Annotated in this window: 11 protein-coding genes; 6 read left to right on the plus strand and 5 right to left on the minus strand. The window is 62.9% G+C overall.

The window, feature by feature from the left end; translation table 11 throughout:
- Window positions 1–174: 174 nt before the first annotated feature.
- The 5 genes from JN756_RS03455 to ssuD all read right to left on the minus strand — a co-directional run bounded on the left by JN756_RS03455 (window position 175) and on the right by ssuD (window position 6,323).
- Window positions 175–1,425 (minus strand): acyl-CoA dehydrogenase family protein, encoded by a 1,251-nt coding sequence (locus JN756_RS03455; protein ID WP_046384805.1) that lies wholly within the window; start codon window positions 1,423–1,425, stop codon window positions 175–177.
- Between the two features lie 31 nt (window positions 1,426–1,456).
- Window positions 1,457–2,884, minus strand: coding sequence for an LLM class flavin-dependent oxidoreductase (locus JN756_RS03460; RefSeq protein WP_126588926.1), 1,428 nt, complete (start codon window positions 2,882–2,884; stop codon window positions 1,457–1,459).
- A 200-nt stretch (window positions 2,885–3,084) separates the two neighbouring features.
- Window positions 3,085–4,257 (minus strand): acyl-CoA dehydrogenase family protein, encoded by a 1,173-nt coding sequence (locus tag JN756_RS03465; protein ID WP_057005646.1) that lies wholly within the window; start codon window positions 4,255–4,257, stop codon window positions 3,085–3,087.
- A gap of 78 nt (window positions 4,258–4,335) precedes the next feature.
- Window positions 4,336–5,181, minus strand: coding sequence for an amidohydrolase family protein (locus JN756_RS03470; protein ID WP_201021779.1), 846 nt, complete (start codon window positions 5,179–5,181; stop codon window positions 4,336–4,338).
- Window positions 5,178–6,323 (minus strand): FMNH2-dependent alkanesulfonate monooxygenase, encoded by a 1,146-nt coding sequence (ssuD, locus tag JN756_RS03475; protein WP_108525204.1) that lies wholly within the window; start codon window positions 6,321–6,323, stop codon window positions 5,178–5,180. Before ssuD ends, JN756_RS03470 begins: the two co-directional genes overlap by 4 nt.
- 433 nt (window positions 6,324–6,756) lie before the next feature.
- Between ssuD and JN756_RS03480 the strand changes: the two genes are divergently transcribed.
- The 6 genes from JN756_RS03480 to JN756_RS03505 all read left to right on the plus strand — a co-directional run bounded on the left by JN756_RS03480 (window position 6,757) and on the right by JN756_RS03505 (window position 13,714).
- On the plus strand, window positions 6,757–7,848 hold the full coding sequence (locus tag JN756_RS03480; protein ID WP_201021780.1) for an AMP-binding protein: 1,092 nt from the start codon (window positions 6,757–6,759) through the stop codon (window positions 7,846–7,848).
- Between the two features lie 8 nt (window positions 7,849–7,856).
- Window positions 7,857–8,657, plus strand: coding sequence for an ABC transporter ATP-binding protein (locus JN756_RS03485; protein ID WP_201021781.1), 801 nt, complete (start codon window positions 7,857–7,859; stop codon window positions 8,655–8,657).
- A 2-nt stretch (window positions 8,658–8,659) separates the two neighbouring features.
- A complete protein-coding gene (locus tag JN756_RS03490) occupies window positions 8,660–9,541 on the plus strand; it encodes a branched-chain amino acid ABC transporter permease (protein ID WP_201021782.1) in 882 nt (293 codons plus the stop codon).
- Between the two features lie 22 nt (window positions 9,542–9,563).
- Complete coding sequence (locus JN756_RS03495) at window positions 9,564–10,631, plus strand: branched-chain amino acid ABC transporter permease (RefSeq protein WP_046384797.1); 1,068 nt, start codon at window positions 9,564–9,566, stop codon at window positions 10,629–10,631.
- A 48-nt stretch (window positions 10,632–10,679) separates the two neighbouring features.
- Window positions 10,680–12,011, plus strand: a complete 1,332-nt coding sequence (locus JN756_RS03500) for an ABC transporter substrate-binding protein (protein WP_079442781.1) — start codon at window positions 10,680–10,682, stop codon at window positions 12,009–12,011.
- Between the two features lie 350 nt (window positions 12,012–12,361).
- The gene (locus JN756_RS03505) at window positions 12,362–13,714 is read left to right on the plus strand and encodes an OprD family porin (RefSeq protein WP_046384795.1); all 1,353 of its coding nucleotides are present in this window, start codon (window positions 12,362–12,364) and stop codon (window positions 13,712–13,714) included.
- Window positions 13,715–13,814: the final 100 nt, after the last annotated feature.

Genomic DNA, 13,814 nt, shown 5'->3' on the forward strand with positions numbered 1-13,814 from the left:
GAGGGGGAGGCTGGACACTAACAGCGGGCTGCGGGGAGCGTCAAAATACAGATGGGCTGTTTTTTTGCGCGCATGCACGAGGCCGCGAGGGACGCGGCGCAGCTTTTTCGGCGGCTCGGAAAAAAATGCCCCGACGGGCCGGGGCATTTCAGGTCGCGGTTTTACGTGCTGGCGCTATTTCGCCGCTTGGTTTTGCGGGCCGCCACTGCCGATCTGCCACACGTAGGGCGGTTCGGTGCCGTTGATTTCCCAATCACCGATGATCCGCTCTTTATAGATCAATGGATTATGCGAGGCCGCGGTGCGCGCATTGCGCCAGTGGCGGTCGAGTTGCAGGCTCGTGCGTGCGGCGGAAGCGCCCAGGGCGTTGAACAGGTCGCTGGTGGCGCGAAGCACCAGCTCGGCAATCACCACTTGCGCTTGGGCCGACTCCAGCTCCGCAGCGATGTTGGCCTCGCGTTCGACCTGTGCATCCTTGGCGAAGTGCGCCACGTAGGCGCGTTGCGACGCCGCGGCGGCACGCAGGGCGGCCGCTTCGGCGGTGTAGACCTGCGCCGAGGCTTTGCCGACCACCTGCTGCACCTGGGCATCGTCACGCACCGCTGCCGCATTGCCATGGCTGAACACCCGGGCGCGAACACGTACCTGTTGGGCCACCTCTCGCACGGCCGCCTGCCCCGACCCGACCAGGACAGCCAGCAGGGTCAGTTGGTAAAACGCCGTCTGGTATTTAAAGCGCGTCGAGAAGTCGATCAGGTGGTCGTCTTCGACCACTGCGTTTTCAAACACTGACGTGCCGCTGCCGGTGGTGCGCTGCCCAAAGCCATCCCAATCGTCGCTTTGCCGCACACCCGGTTGCTGCACGCGGACCGCCGCGATCACGTCGGCGCCGGTGTCGTCCCGTTGGGCGTACAGGTCGATCCAGTCGGCGAACAGGCTACCGGTGCTGTAGAACTTGGTGCCGTTGGCGACCCATTGCTCGCCCTGGCGGCTGATGCGGGTAATCACCTGGCCGATCTTCACGTCGCCGACTTCGGTCCAGGCATTGCCGACCAGTTCCCCGGCCACAAACCGCTCGAACCAGGCGTTCTGGGCGCTGAATGCCTGAGCGTTGAGGCGGTCTTCGACAAACGCAAAATGCCCGCGCAGGGCTTGTGTCACGTTGGAGTCGGCGGCCGCCAGTTCAATCAACAGTTGGAACAGTTGCGGCAGCGAGGCGCCGGCCCCGCCGAATTCGACCGGGACACGCACGGCGCCGAACCCGGCGTGCTTGAGCCATTGGATCGGTTCGAACGGCAGCGTGCGGCTGCGTTCGCGCTCGACCGCGCCTTCGGCAATCCGCGCAAAGATCGGCCGAAAACGCGCGGCGAGCGCTTCGTAATCGGTGCCGACAGACAATGTGTTCAGCGTGGTGAAACTGGACATAGGATGAATTCCTCTTCAGCGCAGTCAAGCGTCAAGTCAGGTCGGAGAATCTGGACGGTTTGGTGTGGTCGGTGGCGTTGGCGCCGGTTTTGAACGCTCCGCGATAACGCGCCGCCGGATGGTCATCGGCGGCATACGGCGAAGTGCCGTCGAGGAGGTTTTCGCGCAGGGTGTCGCCCTCATAGGCGGTGCGGACACGGCCCCGGCGTTGCAGCTCCGGAACGATGAACTCGACGAGGTCTTCGAAGGTGCCCGGGGTGATCGCATAGGCCAGGTTGAACCCGTCGATACCGCCGACGTCCACCCAGCGCTCCATCTCGTCGGCCACCGTTTTCGGGCCGCCCACCAGCACTGGGCCCAAGCCGCCGATGCTGCGGTGTTTGATGATGTCGCGCGGCGTCCACTTGCGGTCGGGGTCGGCGGTGGCGAGCAGTTCCAGCACCGAGCGGATGCTGTCGTTGTCGATCGCTTCCAGGGGTTGGTCCGGGTCGTATTCGGAGAAATCGATGCCGGTCCAGCCGCCGTAAAACGACAACATGCCTTCGCCGTTGGCATAGCTCAGGTAGTCGCGGTATTTGGCTTGCGCGGCTTCATCGCTTTCACCGGTGATCACCGTCAGCAGCGTGAACACCTTGACCGAGTCACGGCTGCGGCCGGCTGCCACGGCGCGGTTGCGGATGTCATCGGAGACCTCGCGCGCCTGTTCGGCGGTGGCCGGGCTGATGAACACCCCTTCGGCGTGCTTGGCGGCAAAGGCGCGGCCACGGCTGGAAGCGCCGGCCTGGAAAATCACCGGGGTGCGCTGTGGCGACGGCTCGGACAGATGAATGCCCGGCACATCGTAGTATTTGCCCTTGTGGCCGATCGGATGGACTTTGCTCGGGTCGGTAAAAACCCCGCGCTCGCGGTCACGCAGCACCGCGTCTTCATCCCAGGAGCCTTCCCACAGCTTGTAGGTCACGTCCAGAAACTCATCGGCGATGTCATAGCGTTCGTCGTGGGAAATCTGTTGCTTGAGGCCCAGGTTGACCGCCGCGCTGTTGAGGTACGAGGTCACCACGTTCCACGCCACGCGGCCTTTGGTCAGGTGGTCGAGGGTCGAGAACTTTCGCGCCAGGGCGTAAGGCTGTTCGTAGGTCAGCGCCGAGGTCACGCCAAAGCCCAAGTGCTTGGTGACGGTGGCCATGGCCGGCACTTGAAAGAACGGATCGTTGACCGGCACCTGGTCGGCGTCGAGCAGGGAGGTTTCCACCGAGCCGCGATAGATGTCATAGACGCCGACGACGTCGGCGATAAACACCGAGTCGAAATAGCCGCGCTCAAGCAGCTTGGCCAACTCGACCCAGTAATCGAGATCCTTGTATTTCCATGCCTGGCTGTCCGGGTGCCGCCAGGTGCCCGCGGCCTGATGACTCACGCAGGTCATTTCAAACGCATTGAGGATAATGCGGGAAGCCATAGTCGATTAACTCCAGTTGTCTTGATTCATGGGGCACGCAGGGCCGTTCACTCGTGGTTTGAGGGGGTGATTGCATGGTTCATGCCGAGTGCCAAAGGCCCGTAATGCCTGGGTTCTGTCGGTTCCTGGGGCTGGCGGCCTATCACTGGAGCAACACTTTGTTGTTCTGGTGAACGGTGGCGAACACCCGGCGCGTGTGGTCAGGAATAGAAACTCGGTGTCGGCGGTTTTTGCTTCAACGCCCATTCGCCGAGTTCGCGGATGCGGTAGTCCACCGGGTCGTGCAGGGTCTGGGTCCGCAGGTTGCGCCAGTAGCGGTCGAAGCGCCGCGAGGCGTGGGTGGCGCGGGCGCCTGTCACCTCAAACAGCCTCGAACTGAGGTCCAGGCCCACTCGCGTGGCGTGGACCTTGGCGCTGCCGATGGCCAGGGCCAGGTTCGCCCGTTCCTCGGCGCGCAGTTGTTCGCCACGGTTCCAGGCCTTGTCGAACAACGCATTGGCCCGTTCGGCCAGGGCGCGGACTGCCTCCAGGCCGGCCCAGAACTCGCCGTAGTGGGCCAGCACATACGGGTCGTCGACCGCCCGCTCGACCTCGGACTTGAACCAGGCGCGTGCTTCGTGGGTGGTGTAGTGCTGCGCCTGCTCAAAGGCGCCTTCGGCAATGCCGAGGAATAGGTTGACGAAGGTCAGTTGCGCCAACAGCGGTCGCAGCCCGGAAAACACCGTGCTCAGCGGGCCCGGGTCCAGCAGCAGTTCATCTGCGGCGACCCGCACGCGTTCGAAACGGGCGCTGCCGCTGTCGGTCTGGCGTTGGCCCATGTTGTTCCAGTCGTTGAGCAGGGTAATGCCGGCGCGGTCGGTGGGGATCGCGGCGATCAGCAGTTTGCCTGTGCCACTGTCCTCCAGCGCCGAGGCGATCAGGCGGTCGGAGTCGCTGGCCCCGGAACAGAAGCTTTTCATTCCGGTGAACTCGCGCCCGCCGTCCACACGCGTGGCCACGGTGCGGGTGTCCAGCGGGTTGAGCGCGTTGCCCCAGAACCAACGCTGGCGGACGGTCTGTTCCAGCCAGGGCTGCCACTGATCGGGCCGCGAGAACAGGCGCACGGTGGCGAGCATCAAGTGTTGGAAACCGAACACGTGGGCCATCGAACTGTCGACCTTGGCGAACTCGCGCACGATGTTCAGGGTGTCGCTCCAGCTGGCGCCGAGGCCGCCGAATTCATGGGGAATACTCAGGGTCAGCAGGCCGCTGTCGCGCAGGGCATCACGCTCGCGCTTGGGTGTGCCGCCGCGTTCGTCGCGCTCGACAGCTGTACTCGCCCAGTCGGCCGCCAGACGGCGGGCGACCTGCACAGGATCGTTGGGGGTGGTCACAGGGGAACTCCTTGCAATGGAAAACAACGCCGGGTCGGCCTGGGTGGCGGTCGGTCCCGGCGTGTGGCGCGACGTGTTCTACAACCCGAACAGGCGGGCGGCGTTGCCATAGAGGACGTTGTCGAGCACCTCGGGTCGCAACCCCAGGCGCAGGACATCCTCGATGGATTGGCGAATCGGGCGGAACGGATAGGACGAGCCGAACAGCAACTGCTCTGCCAGAAAGCCGTTGGCCGCTTGCACGTAGGCTTCGCTGCCGGGCTGGAACAGGTACATGTCCGGCACCAGGTAGATGTTCGGGTAGCGAAAGGCCACGCCGAGCGCTTGCTGCACGTTGGGCCAGTAGCCGTGGTAGCAGACGATCGCCAACTGCGGGAATGCCCGGGCGACCTTGGCCAGGCGTTCGGGGTTGTTGAAGGCGGGGTCCGGGGTGGTTGGCCCGCTCATCAGAAACAGCGGAATACCGCGTGCCTGCAAATGCTCGTAGATCGGCCAGTACAACGGGTCATCCGCCTGCCTGGCCGGTTCGCCAAACCCCGGCTCCAGGTCGATGCCGGCCAGGCCCAGCGCCGAGATGGCGCGCTCGATTTCGCCCAGTGCGCCGTCGATACCCTGCAGCGCCGGGTCGATGCTGGCGATGCCGAGCAGCTCAGCGTGGTCGCGCACGATGCTGTGAATCAGGTCGTTGGGCAGATGCTGGCCGGGGGTGTGCCGACCGACCACCACCGCCCGGCTCAACCCGGCGTCGCGCACTTCATCGAGAAACCCCTGGGGTGTGCGCGAACGGGCGAAGTGCTCGTCGTCGCCACGCGTGCCCACCCGCCGGTTCAGCCAGCGGGCAGTGGCGGTCTCGGCGCTGCCTGGGGTGGCGCCGAAAAAATCGTGCAGGTACGCCGGGCGGCAGCGCATATCAATCACGTTCATGCCGTGGCCTCTTCCTTGGCCGAGGTGTGGCCGGCGCGCACGTCGAACGCGCCGCCGGTGAGTACTTGGTCGCGGACCGTGACAGGCTGTTTGCCCAACAGCGGGAACACCAGTTCGGCAAAGCGGAAAGCCTCTTCCAGGTGCGGGTAGCCGGACAGTACAAAGCGGTCTACGCCGAGGTCGGCATATTCCTGCAGACGCTTGGCCACGGTCTGAGGGTCGCCCACCAGCGCCGTACCGGCGCCGCCGCGCACCAGGCCGACACCGGCCCACAGGTTGGGCGAAACCTCGAGTTTGTCGCGCTGTCCGCCATGCAAGGCGGCCATGCGGCGCTGACCTTCGGAGTCCATCTTGGCGTAGTTCTCTTGGGCGTCGGCGATCACATCGTCGTCGAGGTGGCTGATCAGCTCTTCGGCCGCCGCCCAGGCCTGCTCGTTGGTTTCACGCACGATCACATGCAGGCGCACGCCGAAATGCAGGGTGCGGCCATATTTTTTCGCGCGCTCGCGCACATCGGCGATCTTCGCGGCCACGGCCGCCGGCGGTTCGCCCCAGGTCAGGTAGGCGTCGACCTGTTGCGCCGCCAGCTCATGGGCGGCCGGGGACGACCCGCCAAAATACAGGGGCGGGTGCGGTTGCTGCACGGGTTTGAAGAAGTTCTGCGCGCCTTCGACGCGCACATGCTTACCGGTGAAATCCACCACCTCGCCACTGAGCAAGCGACGCCAAACGCTCAGGAATTCGCCGGCGGCTTCGTAGCGTTGGTCGTGGTCGAGGAAAATACCGTCGGCGGCCAACTCGGTGGCATCACCACCGGGCACCACGTTGAGTAACAGGCGGCCGTTGCTGGCCTGGTCCAGTGTGGCCGCTTGACGGGCCGACGCCGTGGGGTTGCCCAGCGAGGTGCGCAGCGCCACCAGCAACTTCAGGCGATGGGTGACCGGTACCAGGCTGGCGGCGGTAATCCATGGGTCCAGGCAACTGCTGCCGGTGGGAATCAACACCCCGTCATAGCCCAGGCTCTCGGCGGCGACCGCGATTTGCTGCATGTACTTATTGGTGGCCGGGCGGCCGCTGTCGGATCGGCCCAGGTAACGGGTGTCGCCGGAGGTGGGCAGAAACCAAAAAATATCAAGACTCATCAACATGCTCCTCGCTGCAAAAATAAGAAGCCCGCTGCCTTGGGTAAGGTAAGACGGCAGCAGGTTGTGCAACGCAGGGCCGGCACGGCTCTAGGGAGGCGCTTGTTGGAACAAGTCTGTGGCTGTGGCCGATGGTTCTGAAGGAGCAAGCATCGTACCAACCCATCAACTTATTGATTTGTAAGGCTATTGTTGTTTTTTTGCGAGACGCTGAGTGTCGCTGGAGGAGAGGAAGTGTTGAACCCCTGTTGCCTGGCAGACAGTTGTGCACAAAGCGGGAAGTGTTCGCAGGGCAACAGGTGTTAAGCAGGCTGTGCCGAATCAATACATGATTGTGCTCGAGGTTTTTATATAAGTGATTGATAAATAACGATTTAAACCTTGGCATGGAGACTGCAGAAGGGCCTGTATAGCACTCTGAAGGAGAGTCCCCATGGCCCAGACACTGCCGCTGGCGTTGTTACAGCAAGCCCAAACCCGAGGTTCGGCGATAGCTCTGCGCTACAAACGCCTGGGCATTTGGCACGCCCGCACTTGGAGCGAGTTGGCGCAGGAGGTCAGCCGCCTGGCGGCAGCCCTGCATCAGCGCGGGTTCAGTCGCCACGACGATTTACTGATCATCAGCCAGGCCCGTTCCGAAGCCTTGTTGCTGGCCCTGGCCGCGCAGTGGCTGGGCGGCAGCGTCACCCTGCTGGACCCCGAACGCGACAACCGCGCATTGCTGGCCCGGCTGCGCCCGAGCTTCGTGCTGGCCGAAACCCTGGAGGCGGTGCAACAGATCGGTCATGCCGATCGTGCGCCTCCGGTATTGCTGTTCCTCGACGGGCGCGGTCTGAATGCCGGTGACGGGAAGGGGTTGAGCGCTTACGCCGATTTGTCCGCTGGCGTGGCGGCGGAACCGCCGGCCTGCGCCACTGACTCCGCAGCCGTTGCCTTCGTGTTCCATGCCGATACGCACGGGCCTTCCCTGCGGTTGAGCCATGCGCAATTGCTGGGGGGCGCACGCAAGCTGGTGGCGCGCGAGCAACTGAGCGGCGCTGAAGAAGCCTTGGCCGCCCGCGTGTTCGCCGCCAGCGGTCAGGCGCGTTACCTGCTGGCGCCCTGGCTCTGCGCCGGGTTCTGCCTGAATTTCCCGGAAGCCATGGCCACGCGCGACACCGATCGCCGTGAATTGGGGCCAACCCTGGTGCTGGGCACGCGTGAGTCCTATGCCCGTCTGGAGCTGTGGGCCCGAGAGCGCCTGCCGTTGCCCGGCACGCTCGCGCATCGGGTGTACCGCTGGGCAATGACGCCGGATGCCCAGGGTTTGCGCCGCTGGCTCGGCTACTGGCTGGTCCGCAGACCCTTGCTCGATGTGTTGGGCATGAGCCGCCTGCGCGTGCCGTTGCTGGTCGGGCCCGCGCTGAGCCAAGAGAGCGCCGCTTTCTTTGGTGCTTTGGGCATCCATCCGGGCGCCTGGCAGGAACCTTCCGCCCGGCCGGAACGTGCCGAGGCTCACACCCACCTGATTTCTCACTCCGTCTGACGAGCCCCATGAGCGCAACCACTGAATCCGAATTACTGCGGCTCGATGACATCTCCCTGTCGTTCAAGGGCGTCAAGGCCATCACCTCCATCAGCTTCGCCGTGAAGGCCGGGGAAATCTGTGCATTGATCGGCCCCAACGGCGCGGGCAAAAGTTCGCTGCTCAATGTGATCAATGGTGTCTACCAGGCCCAGAGCGGCAGCATCACCTATGCCGGACAGGCCCGGCGGCGCATGCGCCCGCATCAGGCCGCCGAGCGCGGTATTGCGCGGACCTTTCAAAACATCGCGCTGTTCAAGGGCATGAGCGTGCTCGACAACGTGCTGACCGGCCGCAACCTCAAGCGCCGCAGCAGTTGGGTCGAGCAGATGCTGCGCCTGGGCCGTGCGCCTCGCGAGGACGACGAGCAGCGCCTTCACGCCGAACACATCATCGAGTTTCTGCGTATCCACCCCTGGCGCCATGTGCTGGTGGGCACGCTGCCTTACGGTTTGCAGAAACGCGTCGAGCTGGCCCGCGCCCTGGCTGCGCAGCCCCGGTTGCTGCTGCTGGATGAACCCATGGCCGGCATGAACGCTGAAGAGAAGGGCCAGATGAGCCAATTCATCCGCGACGTCAACCGCGAGTTCGGCACCACCGTGGTGTTGATCGAGCACGACATCGGGGTGGTCATGGGCTTGTGCGACCACGTGGTGGTGCTCGATTACGGCCGCAAAATCGGCGATGGCACGCCTGAGCAAGTGCGCGCCAACCCCGATGTGATCGCCGCTTACCTGGGCACGCGGCGTTCCCGTGCGGAGAGCCATTGAACATGCAATTTTTCTTCGAAGTGCTGATTGGCGGGCTGCTGGCGGGCGTCATGTACTCCCTGGTGGCGATTGGTTTTGTCCTGATCTACAAGGCCTCCGGGGTGTTCAATTTCGCCCAGGGGGCGATGGTGCTGTTCGCCGCGCTGACCTTTGTCAGCCTGCTCGAACGCGGCTTCCCGTTCGTGTGGGCCTTTGTCATCACCCTGGTGAGCATGGTGGTCCTGGCGCTGCTGATTGAAAAAATGGTGCTGCGGCCGTTGGTCAATCGCGCACCGATCATCCTGTTCATGGCCACGCTTGGGCTGTCCTACCTGATCGAAGGGTTTGCGCAGTTCCTGTGGGGCGCTCAGGTCCACGGCCTGGAGTTGGGCATCGCTGATGAGCCGTTGGAAATCCGCGGCATGCTGCTTTCGCAGTTCGACCTGTTCGCCGCCGGAACGGCCGCCACACTGGTGATCGCCCTGTCGCTGCTGTTCAACCGGACCCGCGTCGGTCTGTCGCTGCGCGCGGTTGCCGACGATCCGTTGGCGTCCCTGGCGATTGGCATCCGCCTGCCACGCATCTGGGCGCTGGTCTGGGCGGTGGCGGGTTTTGTCGGGCTGGTGGCCGGGTTGCTCTGGGGCGCTCGCCTCGGGGTGCAGTTCTCCTTGTCATTGGTGGTGCTCAAGGCCTTGCCGGTGTTGATCATCGGCGGTTTTTCCTCCATCGGCGGGGCGATTGTCGGCGGGCTGATCATCGGCGCGGCAGAAAAAGTCGCGGAGATTTACCTCGGCCCGATCATCGGCAGCGGCATCGAAAACTGGGTGCCTTATGTCCTCGCCTTGCTGTTTCTGTTGGTGCGGCCTGCCGGGTTGTTCGGCGAGCGGGCGATCGAACGGGTCTGATTTTCTTTCAAGGAATGCCTCCATGCTTTATCGAGAAGCCGGTCAACTGAGCACCTCTTATGCGATGGAACGGCGCACGTTCCGCTTGCGCCAGGACCGCGTGGGCTTGTGGCTGCTGTTGGGGTTTGCCTTCATTGCGGTGCCCTGGCTGGGCAATGACTATTGGTTCAGCGCGATTCTGCTGCCGCTGCTGGTGCTGTCCCTGGCGGGGCTGGGGCTGAACCTGTTGACCGGTTATGCCGGGCAGTTGTCCCTCGGGTCGGCGGCGTTCATGGCGGTGGGTGCGTTCGCGGCCTACAACCTGCAATTGCGCGTGCCGGGTTTGCCGTTGCTGGTGAGTTTCGCGCTGGGCGGGGTGATCGCTGCGCTGGTGGCCGTGGCCTTCGGGCTGCCGAGCCTGCGGATCAAGGGTTTTTACCTGCTGGTGGCGACCCTGGCCGCGCAGTTCGTGGTGGAGTGGGTGCTGACCCGGTTCAGTTGGTTCACCAACGACAACGCTTCCGGGGTCATCACCTCGCCACCGCTGCTGATCGCGGGGCTGGATTTCAGTTCGCCCCGTGGGCGTTATCTGTTGACCCTGACGGTGGTCGTGGTGCTGTTCTGGCTGGGCAAAAACCTGGTGCGCAGCGAGTTGGGCCGCAACTGGATGGCCGTGCGCGACATGGACACCGCAGCCTCTGTGATCGGCATCCGCCTGTTCAAGGCCAAGCTGCTGGCGTTTGCCATCAGTGGCTTCTACCTGGGGGTTGCCGGTTCGCTGTGGGCGTTTGCCTACCTGGGCACGGTGGAGCCCCACGGCTTCGATCTCAGCCGCTCGTTTCAAGTGCTCTTCATCATCATTATCGGCGGCCTGGGCAGTGTGCTCGGCAATGTCCTGGGCGCCGCTTTCATCGTGCTGTTCCCGATTCTGCTGGCCAACCTCTTCGGGCTGTTGCCCGGTGGGCTGATCGATTCCGGCCAGTTGGAAAACCTGCAGAAAATGCTCTTTGGCGCGTTGATCATCGCTTTTCTGATCAAGGAACCCGAGGGCCTGGCCCGACTGTGGCAACGCTTTCGCCAACGGGCGCGGATCTGGCCGCTGCGTTACTGATTGTTCTCATCCCTGACCCCCATCCTTCGTTCACGAGGAACTGCCTTCATGACTCACCGCACACCGCTGCGCCGCCTGCTATTGGGCCTGGCCTTGATCACCGCCGGGCTCAGTGCCGGCGCTCACGCCGACAACGAACAGTACTTCCCCTTGCAGAGCTATCGGGTCGGCCCCTACGCCGCCGGTGGCACCGGCTTCTTCGGCGGGTTTATCGACTACCTGCAATACATCAACGCAAAGGGTGGGGTGAACGGCGTCAAGCTGACCTGGAGCGAGTGCGAAACCGAGTATGTGGTGGAGAAGGGCGTCGAATGCTACGAGCGCCTCAAAGGCGGCCTCAACGGCGCGCCAGCCGCCGCGACCAACCCGCTGTCGGTGGGCATCGCCTACGCGACGCTGGACCGTTCGACGGCCGACAAATTGCCGCTGATCACCATCAACCACGGCCGCACCGATTCCACCGACGGTAGCGTGTTCCCTTACGTGTTCCCGCTGCAGCTCAACCCGTATTCGGAAGTCTCGGCAATCATCAACTACATCGGCACGCGCGAAGGTGGGGCGGACAAACTCAAAGGCAAGAAAATCGCCGTGCTGTACCACGGCTCGCCGTATGGCAAGGAAACCAATGGCGTCTTGGAAACCCTAGCGAAAAACGCTGGTTTCGAACTGACCCTGCTGGAAGTGCCGCACCCCGGCAACGAGCAGCAATCGCAGTGGCTCAATATCCGTCGCCTCAAGCCGGACTGGGTGATCCTGCGCGGTTGGGGGGTGATGAATCCGGTGGCGCTGAAGTCGGCGCAAAAGGTCGGTTACCCGGTGGATCACATCATCGGCAACATCTGGAGCAACTCGGAAGAGGACGTGGTGCCGGCAGGCGCGGCCGCCAAGGGCTTCATTTCCATCACCACGCACCCTTCCGGGACGGATTTCCCGGTGCTGCAGGGCATCAAGCAAAGCGTGGTGGACGCCGGCAAGGGCAACCTGGCCGATCCGAAGCGTTTCGGTACGGTGTACTACAACCTCGGTGTGGTGAACGGCATTCTCAACGTCGAAGCCGTGCGCCTTGCGCAGGCCAAATACGGCGCCAAGCCGTTGACCGGCGAGCAGGTGCGTTGGGGCTTCGAACACCTGAACCTCGACGATGCGCGGTTGCAGGCATTGGGCGCCAAGGGCCTGGTGCAACCGTTGAAGTTGTCGTGCGCCGATCATGAAGGCGGCGGCGCGGTGCGCTTTCAGCAATGGGACGGCCAGCGCTGGAACCTGATCAGCGACTGGGTCCAGGCCGACCGTGCGTTGCTGCGGCCGATCATCGAGGCTTCCGCGGCCCAGTACGCCAAGGAAAAAGGCATCAGCCCGCGCAATTGCAGCCAGGAGCAATAAGGTCCGTTAAGCCAGAGTCTGCAAGCCAACCCTCCCTTGTCGAGGGGGCGAGCGGGTCGTTGTTTTCTACGAACAGTCGATCCCCGCCTTGCGCGGCGTAACCCAAAGGAAAGGCCACAAGCCTTTCCTTTTTTTTGTATAGGCGACAGCACAAGTTCAACTTGTGCCAAGTGTTTGCAGTGCAACAGCGGACGCGCAAAGTGCGGATTAATACATGCGATAAATAGTGGATAACTTTATTTAACTAATTGAAATATAAGTATTTATTGTATTGGCATGATTTTCGGAATGTTAAGGCAGGATCAGCATTTTTTGCCGCCCTCCCTCCTTGACAGCTTGAAGAGAACAACATGCGTAAAGTAGCTGCTTTGTCTGCGTTTTTTGCCGTTACCGCGCCCGGTTATTCATGGGCCGCCAGTGATAAAAATGAAAATGGATTTATTGAAGATAGCCATTTGAACATTCTCAACCGGGACTTCTATTTCAGTCAGGATTTCCGTAATGGCAGCAGTGCAACCAACCCTCACACGGGGGCGCGCCAGAGCCGCCGGGCGGAATGGGCCCATTCGGTCATCGGGCGCTTCGAATCCGGCTTTACCCAGGGCCCCGTGGGGTTCGGGGTCGATGCTTACGGGCAGTTCGGGGTCAAGCTCGACGGCGGTGATGGCGTGGTGGGCAACGGTGTCGGCGGGCCGGGGTTGATTCCGCGCAAAGGCGATAACAACGGCGAGCCCAAGGATGAGTGGGGCAAGGCCGGTGGCGCGGTCAAGGTGCGGGCGTTCGATACGGTGGTCAAATACGGCGATGTGTCCCCGACCAGCCCGGTACTCCATGCCGGTGATATCCGCCTGTTGCCGCAAACCCTGACCGGTCTGATCTTCGACAACACCTCCATCGCCGGCTTGAAGATCGAGGGCGGCAAACTGACGGCGTCCAGCGATCGCAGCGGCGTCAACCATAGCGGTGATCTGGGCACGGTCTACGGTGGTCGCTTGACCGGGGCGGATAATGTGCAGTACATCGGTGCGGATTATCGCTTCAACGACAACTGGAGTTTCAAACTGCACACCAGCCGCCTGGATAACGTCTGGAACCAGTCCTTCGCCCGGGTCGACTTCAAGCAACGGCTGACCCCCACCATCACTTGGGATACGGGGCTCAATTACTACCGCACCCGTGACAGTGGCGACGCCCTGCTGGGTAAGATCGATAACGACAGCTGGAGCACGCACCTGGGGCTGAATGTCGGATTCAACCGTTTTCTGCTGGCCTACGAGCAAGTGCGCGGTGACTCGCCGTTCGACTATGTGTGGAACACCTACGACCTGGAACTCGACAACGCTTCCCAATGGTCAGACTTCAACAACCCCAACGAACGCTCTTGGCAGGCCAGTTATACCTATGACTTCGCCGGGTTAGGGCTGCCGGGGCTGAGCCTCACGGGCCGTTACCTGCGTGGTGACAACATTGATGGCACGCGAGCAACGGGCGGCTACACAGCGTTCAACAGCGTCAGTGACGGCAAGCACTGGGAGCGTGATTTCTGGGCGAGCTACATCGTTCAGAGCGGCCCGGCAAAGGACCTGAAGCTCCAAGTACTGCAAGCGACGCACCGGGTGGGAGGCGATTTCGGTAACTACGACGCCAACGTTGACGAGCTGCGGGTCATCGTCGAATACCCGCTGGATTTGCGCATGCTGTAACCGCGCCATCGGTGGCATGGCAGCAACAAAAAGCCCGCGCGAGGCGGGCTTCTTGGGGATTCATAGGCGGCCGTGGACGTCTATGGATCGGTGCCTGGAA

Source organism: Pseudomonas sp. Y39-6, from assembly GCF_023651955.1.
GTDB lineage: Bacteria > Pseudomonadota > Gammaproteobacteria > Pseudomonadales > Pseudomonadaceae > Aquipseudomonas > Aquipseudomonas veronii.